At 38.4% G+C, this 17,009-nt stretch carries 17 protein-coding genes; 2 read left to right on the forward strand and 15 right to left on the reverse strand.

The genetic code is table 11. The annotated features are described in order from the left end of the window. Positions 1 to 439 precede the first annotated feature (439 nt). On the reverse strand, positions 440 to 2,059 hold the full coding sequence (gene groL / locus NPA36_RS03780; protein ID WP_256944769.1) for a chaperonin GroEL: 1,620 nt from the start codon (positions 2,057 to 2,059) through the stop codon (positions 440 to 442). A gap of 26 nt (positions 2,060 to 2,085) precedes the next feature. After that, positions 2,086 to 2,355 (reverse strand): co-chaperone GroES, encoded by a 270-nt coding sequence (locus NPA36_RS03785; RefSeq protein ID WP_256944770.1) that lies wholly within the window; start codon positions 2,353 to 2,355, stop codon positions 2,086 to 2,088. Positions 2,356 to 2,520: 165 nt separating this feature from the next. Between NPA36_RS03785 and NPA36_RS03790 the strand changes: the two genes are divergently transcribed. Then, the gene (locus tag NPA36_RS03790; protein ID WP_256944771.1) at positions 2,521 to 2,736 is read left to right on the forward strand and encodes a DUF4305 domain-containing protein; all 216 of its coding nucleotides are present in this window, start codon (positions 2,521 to 2,523) and stop codon (positions 2,734 to 2,736) included. Positions 2,737 to 2,843: 107 nt separating this feature from the next. On the opposite strand, the gene NPA36_RS03795 is transcribed toward NPA36_RS03790, so the two are convergent. Both NPA36_RS03795 and NPA36_RS03800 read right to left on the reverse strand, forming a co-directional pair. Next, the gene (locus tag NPA36_RS03795; protein WP_256944772.1) at positions 2,844 to 3,623 is read right to left on the reverse strand and encodes a glucose-6-phosphate isomerase family protein; all 780 of its coding nucleotides are present in this window, start codon (positions 3,621 to 3,623) and stop codon (positions 2,844 to 2,846) included. A 19-nt stretch (positions 3,624 to 3,642) separates the two neighbouring features. Further along, entirely contained in the window at positions 3,643 to 5,391 is a 1,749-nt protein-coding gene (locus NPA36_RS03800; protein WP_256944773.1) for a class I mannose-6-phosphate isomerase, read from the reverse strand. Positions 5,392 to 5,530: 139 nt separating this feature from the next. On the opposite strand from NPA36_RS03800, the gene NPA36_RS03805 reads away from it, so the two are divergent. Beyond that, on the forward strand, positions 5,531 to 6,259 hold the full coding sequence (locus NPA36_RS03805; protein ID WP_256944774.1) for a GntR family transcriptional regulator: 729 nt from the start codon (positions 5,531 to 5,533) through the stop codon (positions 6,257 to 6,259). Between the two features lie 126 nt (positions 6,260 to 6,385). On the opposite strand, the gene NPA36_RS03810 is transcribed toward NPA36_RS03805, so the two are convergent. The 11 genes from NPA36_RS03810 to NPA36_RS03860 all read right to left on the reverse strand — a co-directional run bounded on the left by NPA36_RS03810 (position 6,386) and on the right by NPA36_RS03860 (position 16,990). Further along, positions 6,386 to 6,946, reverse strand: coding sequence for a glucose-6-phosphate isomerase family protein (locus tag NPA36_RS03810; RefSeq protein WP_256944775.1), 561 nt, complete (start codon positions 6,944 to 6,946; stop codon positions 6,386 to 6,388). 48 nt (positions 6,947 to 6,994) lie between these two features. Next, complete coding sequence (locus NPA36_RS03815) at positions 6,995 to 7,837, reverse strand: PTS system mannose/fructose/sorbose family transporter subunit IID (protein WP_256944776.1); 843 nt, start codon at positions 7,835 to 7,837, stop codon at positions 6,995 to 6,997. Beyond that, positions 7,837 to 8,652: a PTS mannose/fructose/sorbose/N-acetylgalactosamine transporter subunit IIC gene (locus tag NPA36_RS03820; protein WP_256944777.1), complete on the reverse strand. Its 816-nt coding sequence runs from the start codon at positions 8,650 to 8,652 to the stop codon at positions 7,837 to 7,839. The genes NPA36_RS03815 and NPA36_RS03820 overlap by 1 nt, the downstream gene beginning before the upstream one ends. Before the next feature lie 14 nt (positions 8,653 to 8,666). After that, complete coding sequence (locus tag NPA36_RS03825) at positions 8,667 to 9,164, reverse strand: PTS system mannose/fructose/N-acetylgalactosamine-transporter subunit IIB (protein WP_256944778.1); 498 nt, start codon at positions 9,162 to 9,164, stop codon at positions 8,667 to 8,669. Between the two features lie 13 nt (positions 9,165 to 9,177). Next, positions 9,178 to 9,603, reverse strand: coding sequence for a PTS sugar transporter subunit IIA (locus tag NPA36_RS03830; protein ID WP_256944779.1), 426 nt, complete (start codon positions 9,601 to 9,603; stop codon positions 9,178 to 9,180). Positions 9,604 to 10,118: 515 nt separating this feature from the next. Next, positions 10,119 to 10,853, reverse strand: a complete 735-nt coding sequence (locus tag NPA36_RS03835; protein WP_256944813.1) for an alpha/beta hydrolase — start codon at positions 10,851 to 10,853, stop codon at positions 10,119 to 10,121. 36 nt (positions 10,854 to 10,889) lie between these two features. After that, positions 10,890 to 11,669, reverse strand: coding sequence for a DUF1295 domain-containing protein (locus NPA36_RS03840; protein ID WP_256944780.1), 780 nt, complete (start codon positions 11,667 to 11,669; stop codon positions 10,890 to 10,892). Next, a complete protein-coding gene (locus NPA36_RS03845; RefSeq protein ID WP_256944781.1) occupies positions 11,666 to 13,453 on the reverse strand; it encodes a DAK2 domain-containing protein in 1,788 nt (595 codons plus the stop codon). The genes NPA36_RS03840 and NPA36_RS03845 overlap by 4 nt, the downstream gene beginning before the upstream one ends. Before the next feature lies 1 nt (position 13,454). Continuing rightward, a complete protein-coding gene (locus NPA36_RS03850) occupies positions 13,455 to 13,868 on the reverse strand; it encodes a DUF2177 family protein (RefSeq protein WP_256944782.1) in 414 nt (137 codons plus the stop codon). Between the two features lie 401 nt (positions 13,869 to 14,269). Next, entirely contained in the window at positions 14,270 to 15,202 is a 933-nt protein-coding gene (locus NPA36_RS03855) for a 2-dehydropantoate 2-reductase (RefSeq protein WP_256944783.1), read from the reverse strand. 72 nt (positions 15,203 to 15,274) lie between these two features. After that, the gene (locus NPA36_RS03860; protein WP_256944784.1) at positions 15,275 to 16,990 is read right to left on the reverse strand and encodes a phospho-sugar mutase; all 1,716 of its coding nucleotides are present in this window, start codon (positions 16,988 to 16,990) and stop codon (positions 15,275 to 15,277) included. Between the last annotated feature and the right edge of the window lie 19 nt (positions 16,991 to 17,009).

The following is a 17,009-nucleotide window of genomic DNA, read 5'->3' on the forward strand; positions in this document are numbered from 1 at the left end:
GAACTATTTTATTTTGTTGCCATTTGGACTTTTTGCCCAGCCCCAAACATCCACTGTACGCCAGTTATGCTTTACACCGTTATTTCCGACAGCTGGTCTGGAAACTCTGGTGAGTTAAGAAACTACTTGAATTCGTTCTTTGGACTGGTTACAATGTTGGCGAGAATATATTTATACAATCCTAGCAGGGAACAGCTTGTATAAATTGTATTTTTATTCAAAAAAAGTACTTAAAGCAACATCCCTATGAATGTTAACCCTAAGTACCTTTTTTATTTTTAGTTTCTAATTTTGATTTCTACTAAAAACTACCATATTGGTTGTTGATAGCTCCAATCTGATAAAAACTAGAGTCTCCAGATAATCTGCCACCGTTCTCATTTCTGACAGATTATCTGGGGACTCTTTTCTAGTTAGTAATTGACCTTATTACTTACCTTTACATCATCCCCATGCCTGGGTCCATACCTGGCATGGCTGGAGCTGCTGGGGCTGGTTTGTCGGCTACAACTGCTTCTGTTGTTAGCAATAGGGCTGATACGGAGGCAGCATTTTGCAAGGCTGAACGAGCTACTTTAGTTGGGTCTACGATACCTGCATCGAACATGTTTACCCATTCGTTGGTTGCTGCATTGTATCCAATACCTTCTTCTTTTGTCTTTAAGTTGGCTACAACAACGGAGCCTTCTTGACCTGCATTGGTCGCGATTTGGCGAAGAGGTTCTTCTAGTGAGCGAGACACGATTCTTGCACCTGTTGCTTCGTCTCCAACTAAGTCCAAGCTATCTACTACAGCTTGCACATTAACTAGAGCAGTACCCCCACCGGATACGATTCCTTCTTCCACTGCTGCACGAGTAGCATTCAAAGCATCTTCAATTCGAAGTTTTTTCTCTTTCAATTCAGTTTCTGTTGCAGCACCCACTTTAATGACTGCCACACCACCAGAAATTTTAGCCAAACGTTCTTGTAATTTTTCACGGTCAAAATCAGATGTGGTATCTTTGATTTGTGCACGGATTAGGGCACCACGTTGTTCGATGCTTTCTTTTTCTCCAGCGCCTTCAACGATGGTAGTGTTGTCCTTGCTGACAGTAACTTTAGATGCATGACCTAAGTGTTCTAGGGTAGCATTTTTTAGTTCTAAGCCTAGGTCTTCCGTAATCACGGTTCCGCCTGTCAATACAGCGATATCTTCTAGCATTGCCTTACGACGGTCACCAAATCCTGGAGCTTTAACTGCAACCACATTGAACGTTCCACGAATCTTGTTTAACACCAAGGTAGGTAGAGCTTCACCATCAACATCATCCGCAATAATCAATAGAGATTGACCATTTTGAACGAGTTGTTCTAAGATTGGCATAATGTCTTGAATGTTAGAGATTTTCTTGTCGGTAATCAAGATGAATGGGTTGTTTAATTCCGCAAGCATCTTATCGTTATCGGTCACCATGTATTGAGATAGGTAACCACGATCGAATTGCATTCCTTCAACAACATCTAGTTCTGTATTGATTCCTCTTGATTCTTCAATAGTAATAACACCATCATTACCAACACGTTCCATAGCATCAGCGATTAGTTGACCTACTTCTTGTGAACCAGAAGAGATAGCCGCAACTTGTGCGATAGCTTCTTTTGATTCGATTTTACGTGAAATGGTGTGGAGTTTTTCTACCGCAGCATTGGTCGCAAGTTCGATTCCACGACGAATTCCAACTGGGTTAGCACCTGCTGTCACGTTTTTAAGCCCCTCACGAACGATAGCTTGAGTTAAGACTGTAGCAGTAGTTGTTCCGTCACCAGCGATATCATTGGTTTTTGACGCCACTTCAGCTACTAATTTAGCCCCCATATTTTCAAAATGGTCTTCTAATTCAATCTCTTTGGCAATGGTTACTCCGTCATTTGTAATCAATGGTGAACCATATGCTTTTTCTAAAACAACATTGCGTCCTTTAGGGCCTAAGGTTACTTTAACGGTATCCGCTAAAATATCAACACCGCGTAGCATAGCGGCACGAGCGTCTTCTGCAAATTTAATTTCTTTTGACATATTATTATCTCCTTGTCTACTTGGTATTATTTAACAATGGCGATTAAATCTTTTTCTTTCACCACAATATATTCTTGACCTTCAAACTTAATTTCTGTACCTGAATATTTTTCAAATACGACACGGTCGCCTTCTTGTACTTGGCGGTCGTCCTCATCGGTGAAGTCACTAACCGCTACCACTTGCCCAATTTGTGATTTTTCTTGAGCAGCACTAGGCAATACTAAGCCACCCAATGTTTTTTCTTCTGGTTCAACCATCTTAATGACAACACGGTCTTTTAAAGGCTTTAACATAATCGATTCCTCCAATATATAGTTTACGAATTAGCACTCATACTCTTCAAGTGCTAAGCACAAGATAATAATAATCAAAATTGGTTAGAAATGCAAGAAAAAATACTTGCCCACCTAGAGCTAAACCGTTATGATAAGTTACAGATACAAGAGAGAGGACTAAACATGACTAGAAACAGATTCTTTTTACATACCTTTACACAATTTGCTATGGGGTTCTTTTTCACCTACCTAGCAACCCTATCTGTGGCAAGTTCAGGTTGGAATATCATCAGCTTTTTCTGCTGCTTTTTCGCCACCAACACCATCGTAACAGCCCTCAAAATGGTGCTAACCTACCGCGTCTTGCGCCGAATTCAGAAAGAGGCTGAGAAAGAGTAGTTTTTTGTTGCAAATAATATTATAAAAGATTATAGAAAATGTTGAACATGCTAAAAACTCCCGAAAGTCTTGTAATTATACAAACTTTTGGGAGTTTTTTCTGAGTCTTAAGGCTCGAAATCTTGCCAAAGAGTTGGGTTAGCTTGTGGATTAGTGACAAAAGTAAAAAGTTCTCGATCCCCTTCGTACTGGGTATAAATTGGAACACCACTTTTAAGTCCGAACTCTGGATATTCTCTAGCCTTCTGTAAACAAATATTAGGTGCTTTATAAGACTCATTTTTAGTCCATGATATCTTATCTTCTACATCCAAGATTGGGAAATATGCTAATCCCCCATGAGACCGCACTTCTTCATAATCAAAACCATAATCTCGAATACACCAAGCACCAAACGACATGTTTTGGTTTGGATTGGCATTGACTGTATAATGAGCCCAAAAAGGTGGAACGATAACAAGATCCCCAACACCAGCGTAGACAGCAAAGCACTTGCCCGGATTATCCTTGGCACTTTCCTGCATATAAATAATCGCTTCTCCTGACCAAATCTCATAAACTTCTGGTGTAGATGAGCCACAAGAAGCTGAAACCGAGTGAATATGCCCTTGGCTACGAACTGGCTCCTGGCCAAATCTACCTTTTGAATAAATAACTGCTCCATATAACAAGGAACGATTTATCAAATCTTTTAAATCCCTTTTTTTGCCAACATCCATTGCAATTGCATAAGGAATTTCAGGACCGTTGCTATTAGCATTTCTTAAACTTTTTCGAATGTCATCCATACGCCTTCGTTCAACCTCGAGACCAAAAGTCTCTTCCCCATATTCAAACATCATCTTCTCTTCATCAACTCTTATATCAAACCCTGGATAAAAATTCAACTTTATCACCACCTAATACTCATAAGTTACGAACAAACGCTTGAAGGAGTGCAACTTTCTTTTCTCCAGTATTTCTAACCTTATACTGTTTAACACTCTCGGGTACAATAAATGTCTCACCATAATTAATTGACAAAGGATCAAATTGTCCATCTACACTTTCAACAACAATTGAAGTACCTTCAACAAGATTCAACATATTGACACTTTCATGTGTTTCTAGAATGGCCACTTCGTCAAACCAATGGCGATGAGTTTTGATAAATTGTAAATCACTCAGTCCCGTTTTTTCGGTTCGAACCCCTTCTTGATTTGATAAATCTTCAAAGATATCATTAGCTTCTGAAACTAAATTTTCCAAAACGTAATCAGTATCTCGCTCAACCAAAATATTAGCTTCTCCATGATCAATATGAACTGGTCTAGGAACGCCATCTAGCCCTACCCTGCCCCAATCCCAAAGTTTGAAGGTGAAATTATTGGGAGTTGCGCTTATTTCTAAGACTACCGTTTCAGGTCCACCACAGTGAATTGTGCCTGCCGGAATGGAATAATGGTCATGTTTTTTGACCGGAAAGATATTGATATATTTTTCATCAGGAAACCGTATCTCTCCTGAGCTTGCTTTTCTTAAATCAGAAATTAACTCCTCTTTATTAGTTCCATTTTTAACTCCCAGATAGATTGTCGAAGCATCTGTTGCCTCAAGAATGTAGTAACTCTCATCTTGAGTATAATGAATACCAAAAGTATCCTGGGCATACTCAACAAGGGGATGAACTTGTAAACTTAAATTTCCTCCTTGCATTGTATCTAGATAGTCAAATCGAATTGGAAAATTTGTACCAAAACGCCAACGAACTTTAGGTCCAAGCAGTTCATCCGGATTAGTAAAAACAGGATTATGTCCTGGCACCTCAATTTTGGTACCATTAAAATTAAGGATGATACTATTTTCTTCAGGCACTCCATCAAAAGCCCAACCGTAATTTTTGACATTAGGGTCTAGATTAAACATCTCTTTCATCCATTGGCCACCCCAAACACTGGCATCAAAAAATGGTACCAACCGGAACGGTCTTCTAGCAACTTGTTTTAAAGCTTCTAAATAGGATTTACCATCAATCATAGTTGGTAAACCTTTGTTAGTGGTATCTAAAAGGTAATCTATTTTATTAAAAAGTTTTTTCTTCTCACGATCGGCCATAGCCCATTCAAAAAAGTATCCTCGTTTGTATTTTCTTAAAGGATCCTCATCAAGATTATCTGTTTTCCAATTATTTAAATGCTCATTTCTATAACGACACTGTATCTCCCAACGTGGCAAATCAGCATAAACTAGAATATCTGGTTGGCAGATTAAGCGTGTCCCCATGCCATATACAACAACTAATCCCTTACTGGATGCAATTTCTTCTTTAGCTTTTACAATCAAATCAAGGGGATAAAATTGATCAATTGTATATTGGGATAAGACCCCAAAAACTCTGTCATTTGTAATCGTGTCTTTAATTCTCTCTTGAACTTGTTCAACGGATTGAGCATACTCATCTGCATCTATCACTTTACAAGGAGCAAGTAATGGGAATAATTTTTCCTTTAGCTCTAGATAGTTGACTCCTGGATACCCTTCAATAGCTAGAACAATATTTTTTTTGCTCTTTTCTTGAACTGATTTTAATAGCTGGTCAGCAATTGCTGTAAAACCATTAAATCCATCAAGTACATTCTTTATCTTGATTTCTGGTTTTAAATCATATTTCGTCATTGCACAACACCCCTATAGATATATTGTTATTACAATAAATGATTTACTATATTTATTTTTTAATTTGATTGTACCACTCCCCTTTATATGCTATTCTATTGTCATAACAATAGAGATGAGTATTAAAGGAGTTGTTTTCTTGAGTAACGCTGTTAATTATGATTCTAGTATCCCTTTATACGTACAAATAGCTGGGGAACTTCGTATGAATATTATTTCCGAAAAATGGAAACCTGGCACCAAAATTCCACCCGAATTAGATCTCTGCGATAAATATCACGTTAGTAGAATCACCATTAGAAAAAGCATTGAGGAACTAGTAAAAGAAAACCTTGTCTATAGAAAGAGGGCTAAAGGTACTTTTGTTTGTGAGTGGGAAGAAAAAGTAGATGAACACTACACTTTTGTTAAAAGTTTTACAACAGAGATGAAGGAATTAGGTAAAGAGGCTACTACATTGTGGGCTCAAATAGAAATTGTCAAGGCAAACAAGAAAATCTCTCGTTATCTAAATATAAATATTAGGGACACCATCATGAAATTAACGAGAATCCGGGGAGCTGATGGACAAGCATTTGTTTATGTTGAGTCCTTTTTCACCTATGATGAGCGATATCCTACAAATAACGAATCCTACTATGGCTCACTTTATAGCTTACTATCAGAATATGGCGTATCTTTCAATCATGAAACCGAATATGTTGAAGCCATGCTACCTACCAAAGCCATTCAAGACGCTCTGGACATTGGGCTCTATGAGCCAATATTAAAACGAGTCCGAATGGTTAAACATGTCGAAGGCACTTACCGTGAATATAGTGAAAATTTTTATATCGGTAAATATTATCGCTACTATTTGGATATGTAGCTAGTATAAGATTTCAGTTGACATAACAGTATCAATTTCCATATCCTAATTTAATAAATAGGCTAATCTACAAGAAAAGATTAGCCTATTTATATTTGACTACTTTAACTAAAAACTGGCTATAATTCATTTGAATTTTTCCAAGTCCAAGACCTTAAATTGGTTTACTTCCTCGACAACTGAGACCTTAAAGAGGCCTTTCTTATTGTAATTATGGCCTGACTCTGTCAACCAGCAAGCACCAACAGATAGTCTTTCCTGTCCAGTATTAACTAATCTATGAGCTACTTTTCCAGGAATATAATGCAAACTATTAGGTCGAACCTCTTCTACATAAGTTTTTCCATCAGGAAATGTCAAGATTAAAAGGCCCTCCCCCTCTAGTCCCCAGTAATATTCACCAGTATCTTCCACAAGATGAATATGTCCTCGAGTCATGAAATATTCGTTTCCAACCTTTCCCGGATGGATATGAGATATACCAAAGAAGAGCCCCCCTTTTTCACCTTCTTTTAATCCATTATCATGCATCTCAACTTCATAAACTACTTGATCTGGATCCATCTGTTCTAAAGCGACTTGATCTTGAAAGATATTTTGAAGACTGAACAATTTCGTTTCTTTTTTTATAACATTTTTACCTTCTAAAGTTGCTACGTTGCCGTTATAACATATTTTATTTTCCAATAGTTTTAGGCTCCTTTCTAACCATTACTGACTCCTGAAAAAGTCACCCTAAAAAAACATTTGAATTAAATAAGTTAACCCAACACCTGTAAAAGCTAAAATAAAGTAAGTTGCAATCATTTTTAATGGAGTTACGCCTTTTTTAGCCATGAAATACCAACTAGTAATCACTAATACCACTGGCAACAGCTTAGGGAAAATACCATCGAGGATTAGTTGTACATCAACAACTGCATTTCCAAAATCTAAAACTATTGGTAAATTTAAATTCACATAGGAAGCCGCTACTCCACCGATGACAATAACTCCAAGCACAGAGATTGCCTGAGTCATTTGTGCAGCCTTCTTTCCAACGAAAAGATCTACCGATTCAGCACCCAATTCATATCCCTTGAAGAAGAGATATCTTGTTCCTAATACTATAATTAGATTGTAGGTAATGATATAGAAGATGGGACCTAGAATTCCACCATCAGCTGATAAACCCATACCGATGGATAATAGAATAGGAATTAACATCCCCGGAATCATTGAATCCCCAATACCTGCAATAGGACCCATTAAACCGATTTTTAAACTATTTATGAAACTATCATCAATTTCAGAATTGCCTAAAGCTCTTTGTTCTTCAAGCCCACAAACCACACCGTTAATCAAAGCTCCTAATTGAGGTTCAGTATTATAAAAGAGAGCGTGTCGTTGCAACATTTTTTTGCGTTCTTCAGGATTATCTTTGTACAGTCTATCAGCAACTGGCTGCATAGAATAAGCGAAGCCCAGCGCTTCCAAATACTCATAACTCATCGCCACTAAATTGTGCATCATCCATCTAAAATAAGATTGATTTAACGTCTTTTTATCAAGTAATTGATAGGTTTTTTTCGTCTCCATTAGAATTCTTCCTCCTCAATCTCGTCATTTCCTCCTGCACTAACAACTGTTGGTCCTTGTTTTGAGATGATTAGATAATAAATATAGGCAATAACTGCTGCAACAATCGCTAACGCAATCATATTGAGTTTTACGAATACAACGCACACGAAACCAAATAGGAAAAATAAAATCATAATATTTTCCTTAACAACTGCAGTCAATAGCATAACGACCCCAATTGCTGGAAGTGCGCCACCTAACACAGACATCGTATCAACGATGAATTGAGGCATACTTTCTAGTAATTGTTTAGCAAAATTTGAACCAAAATAGATAACTAAGAATGAAGGGATAAATCGCAAGGCAAAGTTTAGTAACTGCGGCCCTACAATGGTATTGAAAGCGAAGCCCTTATCATCACCTTCATTTATGGCTTTTATAGCACGATGATTCCAAAAAGAGTTTGTCACTTGATAAAAGTTAAAGACAATTGTACCGAGAACACCAATCGTTGTCGCTAAAGTAACAGCAACTTCTGTAGATACACCAGACAACATAGCAAGTGCAATAGCTGGGTAAGCTACAAAGTTAAGATCGGCAGGCATTTGACCACCTGGGGTTACTAAAGCGATGTATACCGCTTGAATTGCAACACCAATAATAACTCCCTTTGTAACATCGCCTAGAATAATTCCAATTAAGAAACCTGATACTAAAGGTCTAGTTAGTGTGTACCAACCTCCTGTCAATCCCAAAAGCCATGGTGTACTCAAAGCCCCCAAGTAGCAGAGCAATGATATTAGTGCTGCTTGCAATAATAATATTCCATCCATTTTTTCCACTCTCCTTATTTAATTGTTTCTTTGATATCTTTCCATAAATAACCTTTAGAATCTGGAACTAATTTAAATTCGATTTCCATCCCAAGTTGATCTAAACGGTTGAAGGCATCTATTTCTCCTTTTGTAACAGCAACATTAGGTCCAATTTTTTGAGCTTCTTCTCTTGCACTCATGGGTCCAACATTCAATTTTGGTAATTCTTTAATAAAATCTGCTCCTTGTTCAAACAAAGTGACTAGGGTCTCGGGTGTCTTTGCGATTAAAAAATAGTTGTTATTACTGTTTACAATTTCAGTCCATTTAGTTGCTGCTCTTTCAACAGTCAAAACAAATCCCTTTAGTGGTTGAGGAACAGCTGATTTAAGCACTTTAGATAGGACAGGATTCATTGCCGCAGCATCATCAACCGCAACGACACCATCACAAGGTCTCTCACTCATCCACCTTGTTACAACTTGACCGTGAATAATTCGATCGTCGATTCGAATAAAGGAAATAGCCATTTTTTTCAACTCCTTAAAATTCTAATTCTTCGTTTTCTTCCTCTTGTACTATTTCTTTGCTAATCCCTTCTATAGATTGTTTGCCAATTGACAATGCCATCTGATATAAAACGTCTAAATCGTCAATACTAGTTACTAACATGCCAACTTCAATCAAGATTGGTAAATTAACTCCACATATAATGCTTACTCTATCAGGATGTGTCATTTGATACTTGTAAGATTCGTTGAAAGGACTACCACCTTTAATATCACATAAGATTAAAACTTTTTCATTTCCATATGAGTCTAATTTCTCCATAAATTTCTGCGTAAAATTAGCAATTCCCGCATTAGTTAAACTCAATGAATCTAACTGAGGATTTTCACCTGCAATCATTTCATAACTATTGATTAGTCCTGACGCTAATTCACCATGAGATACTACTAATATTCTCAAAATATCACCTCATTTGCCTCTCTAAATTATATTTTCTATTAACTACTCTCCATTAACAAACAGTCTATAAAGTACATCAAGAGGTTGTCATGTCTATCCCAAATCAACATTGACTAAGTTTCGACTGATTTTATTCTATTCTTGACTTTTTGTTCTGATTCCTCCTTTTTTAAATAGGTTCAATTTGTTCACGAAGATTCTTAACCGGATGTCAAGTTTATTATTACTATATCCTCAATTATTTTGTTCATTCAGCACATCATTAGTTCCATTGTCATTACAATATATATTATATTGGTAAAAACGCTTTATGTCACTCAGTTCTATTGCATATTTCGATAATACAATAGGATTATTATATTCTTCTATTGTATACATGCTTAACTCTTTGTTATCAAATCTAGTATTTCAGATTTTAAACCTACTAATCTTAGTATGTTAATAACACTATTCAATAAAAAAGTAGACAAAAGTGCTTTTCAGCTCTTTTTGTCTACTTTTATTGGCCTTTACCCTTATTCCTTCACCCGTCCCAACCACTCAACAATAGCACTGGAAATCTCTTCCTGTTGCATATCATTCGATATAGTAGCCTCTATATCGCCTTTTTGTTTGCCATACGAACCAAAACCGGCGTGATTTCCACCTTCAATATCCATATAATCTGTTTGACTTGGCAGATAAGCCTTTGCTTCTTGAAACTTTTCTTGATTCAGTACCCCATCTTTAGAAGCAGTTATTGAGAGGACTGGAATACCAGAACTCGTCAAACTACCCTTTTCATCGGGATAGCTAGCTAAAAATATCATTCCTCTTACTCGGTCAAGGTGATAGGCTGCAAAACGACTTGCCATAACACCGCCTAGTGAATGGCCCGACATCACGAACGATTTATCAGGGTTAGCCTCAATAATTTTTTCTGCTGCATTGGGAGACAATACCGCTAAATTCAAGGGCATCTTAACTACATAGACATCATAGCCTTTGGAAGCGACTTGTGACGCCCATTTGCTATAGCTTTCTGGTGCTACCAAGGCTCCAGGATAAAAAATAATGCTCAATGGATTGCCTTGTCCGTTGCTATAAAGATCATATTCTTTAGAATCAACAGCCTGCTCACTTAGTATTTGAGCAGATTCTGTCGCTGGATAGGTGCTTTGTTTCAGGTAAATGGTTCCTCCAATACCTATCACAGCTACCAAGGTTAGAATAATCCCTAGTACTTTTTTCCATAAAGGAATCTTCTTCATCAATCGTTTTCCTCTCCTACAAATTTTACAACCTTTTTAGAGCCCCTTCTTCCCGATAAATGGGACAAATTTTGGCGTATGTTTTGCATATTCTTGAAAATCTGGTCGGTCCTTGTACTTTTCCTCTAATAATGGAACGCCTGAAACGAAGAGCAAGAGTAGTGTGATGAGGACTGGACTAATCAGTAACCAAGCGTCTGACAATTGGGTAAAGGCAACCAGGAAGACGCCCCACCAAGTCAATGCTTCACCAAAATAATTAGGGTGTCTCGTCAGAGACCAGAAGCCGCTAGTTAGCAGCTTGCCCTTATTAGCTGGATTCATTTTAAACTGCTCTAATTGATAATCACCAGCCACCTCAAAAGTGAAACCAATCATCCATAAAATGACGCCAATTATTTGCCACCAAGAAAAGGTGTCTGACTTTGGATTAGAAGCAAAGATATGCGTAATTGGTAGAGCAATGATATATAAGAGAACGCCTTGTAAAAAGAAAACCTTGAAGAATGCTTTTACAGGGACAAATTTATGGCCCCATGCTTTGCGCATATTGGTATAACGGTAATCTTCCGGTTTATTCCAATTACGGCGAGCTAGGTGCCAGAACAGGCGACCACCCCATAAGGTCACTAAGAGTAGTACCACCAATTCCTGCTTGGTGCCATCAAAGGAAAAGAGAAATCCAACCCAAGCAACCACCAGATAACCACCTGGCCAAGCAATATCAACTAAAGAATAATTGTTTTTAGCTTGAGAAATTGCAAACCAACTAATAAAATACAAGGTTAAAGCGACAATCACTATCCAATACATCATAGATTCCCCTCTTTTCTGATGGCAGCTATAGCCACACTTCCTAAACCAGCACTGATAGCAATAGAAGCCGAACTATCTACAAGATAAGAAACCAGATTCTCACCTGTCTCAAATTGATTAGCCCAAATCTTGGCTTGTTCTGGAGCACAAACATGTGTAATAGCAAGCTCTTCAATCTTACCTGCCTTAATTTCCTTCTTAAGCCTTTTAATAATTTTCTTCATACTAGCCCTCTGTCCAAATGAGGCTCCAATTAATTTGCCATTTCCAGATGGATCTAGGCTAACAATCGGATAAAGGGAAAGTGCCTGTAATATTTTTCCAGCAAATTGAGGGATTCTGCCTGAATGAATCATTGGGTTCAAGTCAGCAACCGCCACATAAATCACAGTGCGGTCAATTGTTTCTTCTAACTTATCTAGAATACGTTCAAAAGTCTCATGGGTTTCAACCAATTCTACGGCTCGTTTGACCACTAGCCCTTGCGCCACTGAATTCAAACGAGAATCAACGACTCGTATCCAATCAGATGACAAGTTCTTGGCCTTAATCCGCTGCTTGATCAACTGATAAGTACCACTTAATTGAGACGAAACAGTGATAACCACTACATGATCATACTTACCCTGTAAATAGGAGAACAAAGAGTCTATCATCTGAATAGTAGGTTGTGAGGTGCTTAAAGGAATACCTTCTTTTAGCTTTTCTTTGATAATACTTGGGTCAATAGTTAGTTTGTCCAAATAATTTTTGTCTGCAGCTAAAATGTTGGTTGGAATCACATGCACTTGATGTTCAACAATAAAGTCATCCGGCAAATCAGCGATAGAATCCGTCACAACGGCTATCGGTAGTCGCCCATTTTTAGAAACTTGATACTGTACTTGCATATCATCTACTTTTTGATAAACGACTTTTCCCTCATATTCTAGCAAGGCCAAAACATCTTGTGGTTTGTTACTATGAATATGAACCTTAACCTGTGTTTTAGTGCCAGCAATAATCAAAGAATCCCCCATACCTTGCAACATATCTTTTAATTCCTGACTAGACAGACTAAGATTTTTTAGTATAAATTCGCAACAATAACGATAGATCGGTTGACTCGTTTCAAAATGGTGGCTGTCAACGACGCTTTCTCCCTCGTCAACTAGATCCAACTCTATCAAGTCACCCTCTTCACCACAGAAGGAACTTGTTAGCCCACTAATAAAATAGTAAAAGCCTTTAGCTCCTGAATCGACTAATCGATTCTTTTTGAGCACCTCTAGTTGGAATTGTGTTTCTTCTAAAGCTTTTTCAGCTGCTTTTTGTGCTTCCAATAGAGAATTTCCTAGTGAAGCTTCTTGGCTAAAGGTCTCAGCTAAGGCTTCCGCCCAAGCTCGCATAACTGATAAAATAGTGCCCTCTCTAGGTTCTAAGAGTGCCTCATATGCCTTGTCAACACCGTTTTGCAGGGCGGTTACCAAACTCTTGGAAGAAGATGAATCCACCTTATCATAATTTTCAGCAACGGCACTTAAGTAATGGGCAAAAATAATCCCAGAGTTACCTCTTGCTCCAATTAAAGCAGCTGATGAAATATTGTTTAAAAGCTCATCCACAGCATAATTCCTCGGTGGAACAATGTCTATAATAGCTTGCATCAAAGAAGCCAGATTGGTTCCCGTGTCACCATCTGCAACAGGAAAAACGTTAATTCGGTTTAACTCATCTTTTTTGCTAATAACATTCTTAGCTCCTTGATAGATACTTTGCAGTAGCTGTCGGCTTTCGACTTCCATATTATGAACCGCCTCCTCCAAAGAATTTCATAAAGATATAGTAAGTAATTCCTGAGCTTGCTGCAGTTACAAAGGTTCCCCAAACAAGGTCAATCAAGGTCATGGTCACCGGCCAATTCTTAAGGGTCGCCAAGTTTGTCAAATCATAGGTCGCATAGCAAACAAACCCAAACAAAGCGCCTGCTCCTATGGTATAGATAAGACTACTCTTTTCAATGCCCGGCATTAAGACGAAGAAAACTAGTCCAATTAGATAAATTAGATAGAAAATGATAGCTGGTGTAATCCGAACTTCCCCCATTAAGTGTCCAATAAAGTGTTGGTACATCTTCTTAGAAACAACACCTAACCAAAAAAGATCAAAAACCAAGAAAACGACTGCACTAATTAAGTATAATTTAAAGAAATTCGTCATGTTAATCCCCCTTTTTCTTTCAAATTTATCGTAGCATAAAAAAATATTAGTATCTAACAACATGCTCACATTTCACAAAAAATAGACATATTTTGTACACAAAAAAAGATGATCCCCACGGAATTCGTGGGAATCGCCTTTTTAAGAGATTAGAATTGTTTTGGCTAATAACATTCCTCAAGCAATATTACAATTTCTTAAAGCACGAAAGAGTCTCCGGATAAAGGTCAGGAATAACGGTGCAAAGCATAGCTGACGCACAGTGGATGTTTGGCGCTTTCGCCGATTACAGCCACGTAGACAGCTAAGCCGTGAAACCAAGGCTCACGGCGGTGCCACCGCTTTTGTTCCTGACCTTTATCTGGAGACTCTGTAGTGTCCTTATTACCTATTTTCGTTTTTTATTTCGCGCCTAACACTTGCTCACGAGCATGCACTAATTCGGTTAAGAATTTGCAATATGGTGTGTATAGACCATATTTTTCTGCTTTACGAGCAATGGCTCCGTTGATGTAATCAATCTCTGTTAGACGATTAGATTGGATGAGGTCTTGGTGCATTGAAGGGTAGTGTTCTCCAATAGTGGTTGGATCTGTACAACTGATACAGTGTTCAATCACTTCAGGACGATCCAAGATAATCCCTTCCGCTTCCGCCACATCAGCGAACTCGTTAACAATAGTGGTAATCATCTCGCGTGCCGTTGAAGTAGCCCCTAATTGTGCCATGTTGCTATCAAGCATGGTACATAAGCCGTTCATCGTTCCGTTAACACAGGCTTTACGGTAGATAGCCAACTTAACGTTGTCGCTATACTTACCATTTAGACCAGCATCTGTTAAGAGTTGGCAGATTTCTTTAGCTTTTTCTTCGCCTTCTGGTTCAACGTTTTCTAGTTCAACAGAACCATTTCCGTGTAGGTGAATGTGTCCTGGGCCAACTAGTCCAGCAGTCCAGATGGTGTTACCCATATGGATATTTTTCTTTGGAACGTATTTTTCAACTGTATCTTCATGTCCTAGACCGTTTAATAGACAAACAACTTGTGTGTCTTGGCTTAGGATTGGTTGGATAGACTGTAACATATCATCCAGCTGCATAGCTTTTGTAAACAGGAAGACGATATCGATGTGTTCGTGAACATCTTCTGGGAAACTTGCTGGAATCTTTTCTACAAAGTCCTCACCATTAAAGTCACCTTTTAATCCGTCACGGTTAATAGCTTCCACGTGTGCTGGCCATTTATCAATTAAAATCACGTCATTCCCTGCGCGATGTAACATAAATCCAAAACGGCTCCCCATAGCTCCTGAGCCTGCTATTGCAATTTTCAAAATACTTCACTCCTTCAATACTTGTTTGTTAGCCAGTTACTTTAACCAACTGACTGCTCTTCTATCCTACACTTATTTGGTAAATAACTCAATATCAGCTTGAATCTTCGCTAATTTTTCAGCAACCGCTTCTTGGCTATCGCCTTGGATACCCATGTAGAATTTGATTTTTGGTTCGGTACCACTTGGTCTAGCTGCTACCCAAGAACCATCCTCTAAGATGTATTTTAGGACATCTGAACTTGGCAGAGGGATTGGTGTCATCACGTCATTTGCATCTGTTTGTGTTTGGTTGGCAAAGTCTTGTGTCAAAGCGACTTTCAAACCACCGAACTCCTTAGGCGCATCCGCACGCAACTGAGCCATCAAAGCCTTAATCTTAGCGGCACCCTCCACTCCAGGAATGGTGATTGAAATAGTTTTCTCAGTGAAATACCCATATTTCTTATACAAGTCTTGCAGACCATCATATAAGGTTCTGCCTTGATTTTTGAAATGAGCCGCTACTTCTGTTAATAACAAGACAGCTTGGATAGCATCTTTATCACGAACAAATGGTTTTACTAAGAAGCCGTAGCTTTCTTCAAAGCCAAAGACAAAGGTATGTTGCCCTGTTTCTTCGTACTGTTTGATTTGTTCAGCAATAAATTTAAAGCCAGTCAAGACATCAATCATCTCAACGCCATATGCCTTAGCAATAGCGGTTGGCAATTCGCTAGAAACAATTGATTTAACAGCTGCTGAATTTCTTGGTAGTTGCCCTGATTCTTTGCGAGCATAGAGGATATAGTCCAATAATAGTGCTGCGATTTGGTTTCCGGTAATCACTTGATAGTTGCCATCTGGTAACCGTACAGCGGCACCAAGACGGTCTGCATCTGGGTCGGTAGCCAACAGTAAATCAGCCTCGGTTTCTTTTCCGAGTTTGATGGCATATTCAAAAGCGCCCGGTTCTTCTGGGTTAGGTGATTTGACAGTTGTAAAGTCTCCGTCTGGTACAGCTTGTTCTTCTACAATTCGCAAACCAGTAAAGCCTGCTTGTTCTAAAGAGGCTTTGGATAACATTTCACCCGTTCCATGGAGCGGTGTATACACTACAACCAAATCTTTTGATTCTTGTAGCAAGTCTGGATTGATGGTAACAGACTTAATTTCTTCCAAATAGGCCTTGTCAACTTCTTGACCAATCATATGGATTAGACCAGCTGCCTTAGCTTCTTCCAAATTTAAGACTTCAACTTCAAGTGGGTTTTCAACGCTTCTTACAAAAGCCGTTAGGGCATCTGCATCTTGTGGAGGCATTTGTCCGCCATCTTGGCCATATACCTTATACCCATTGTAGTCTGAAGGGTTGTGACTTGCTGTAATCATGACACCTGTAAAGGTATTTAAATGTCGAACAGCAAAAGATAATTCTGGTGTTGGACGAAGTGATTCAAACACATAGGATGGAATACCATGTTTTGCCAAGGTTAATGCTGACTCCATGGCAAATTCTGGTGAAAAATGTCGTGAATCATAGGCAATGGCCACACCACGTTCTTTTGCTTCAAGTCCTGCTGCTTCCATGAAAAGAGCTAATCCTTCGTTTGCTTGACGAATGGTATATCGGTTCATACGATTAATCCCTGGTCCGACGACGCCACGCATACCCGCTGTACCAAATTCTAATGCGGCATAAAAGGCGTCCATCTTTTCTTCATCACTCATGTTAACTAGTAAGTCTTTTAGCGGTTGATCTAAATCCTTGAAATCTTCCCATTGTTTTGCACTTTCTTTCCAAGCCATCATTTTCTCCCCCTTAACT

Origin of the sequence: Granulicatella seriolae, from assembly GCF_024543085.1 — a bacterium.
In the GTDB taxonomy this organism is placed as follows: domain Bacteria; phylum Bacillota; class Bacilli; order Lactobacillales; family Aerococcaceae; genus Granulicatella; species Granulicatella seriolae.

Excerpts from the sequence above, each read along its gene's own strand:
- NPA36_RS03850 (WP_256944782.1), bottom strand. The coding sequence starts at position 13,868 with ATGACGAATTTCTTTAAATTATACTTAATTAGTGCAGTCGTTTTCTTG.
- NPA36_RS03785 (WP_256944770.1), bottom strand. The coding sequence starts at position 2,355 with ATGTTAAAGCCTTTAAAAGACCGTGTTGTCATTAAGATGGTTGAACCA.
- groL (WP_256944769.1), bottom strand. The coding sequence starts at position 2,059 with ATGTCAAAAGAAATTAAATTTGCAGAAGACGCTCGTGCCGCTATGCTA.
- NPA36_RS03815 (WP_256944776.1), bottom strand. The coding sequence starts at position 7,837 with ATGGAGACGAAAAAAACCTATCAATTACTTGATAAAAAGACGTTAAAT.
- NPA36_RS03835 (WP_256944813.1), bottom strand. The coding sequence starts at position 10,853 with ATGAAGAAGATTCCTTTATGGAAAAAAGTACTAGGGATTATTCTAACC.
- NPA36_RS03840 (WP_256944780.1), bottom strand. The coding sequence starts at position 11,669 with ATGATGTATTGGATAGTGATTGTCGCTTTAACCTTGTATTTTATTAGT.
- NPA36_RS03845 (WP_256944781.1), bottom strand. The coding sequence starts at position 13,453 with ATGGAAGTCGAAAGCCGACAGCTACTGCAAAGTATCTATCAAGGAGCT.
- NPA36_RS03825 (WP_256944778.1), bottom strand. The coding sequence starts at position 9,164 with ATGGCTATTTCCTTTATTCGAATCGACGATCGAATTATTCACGGTCAA.
- NPA36_RS03800 (WP_256944773.1), bottom strand. The coding sequence starts at position 5,391 with ATGACGAAATATGATTTAAAACCAGAAATCAAGATAAAGAATGTACTT.
- NPA36_RS03820 (WP_256944777.1), bottom strand. The coding sequence starts at position 8,652 with ATGGATGGAATATTATTATTGCAAGCAGCACTAATATCATTGCTCTGC.
- NPA36_RS03790 (WP_256944771.1), top strand. The coding sequence starts at position 2,521 with ATGACTAGAAACAGATTCTTTTTACATACCTTTACACAATTTGCTATG.
- NPA36_RS03860 (WP_256944784.1), bottom strand. The coding sequence starts at position 16,990 with ATGGCTTGGAAAGAAAGTGCAAAACAATGGGAAGATTTCAAGGATTTA.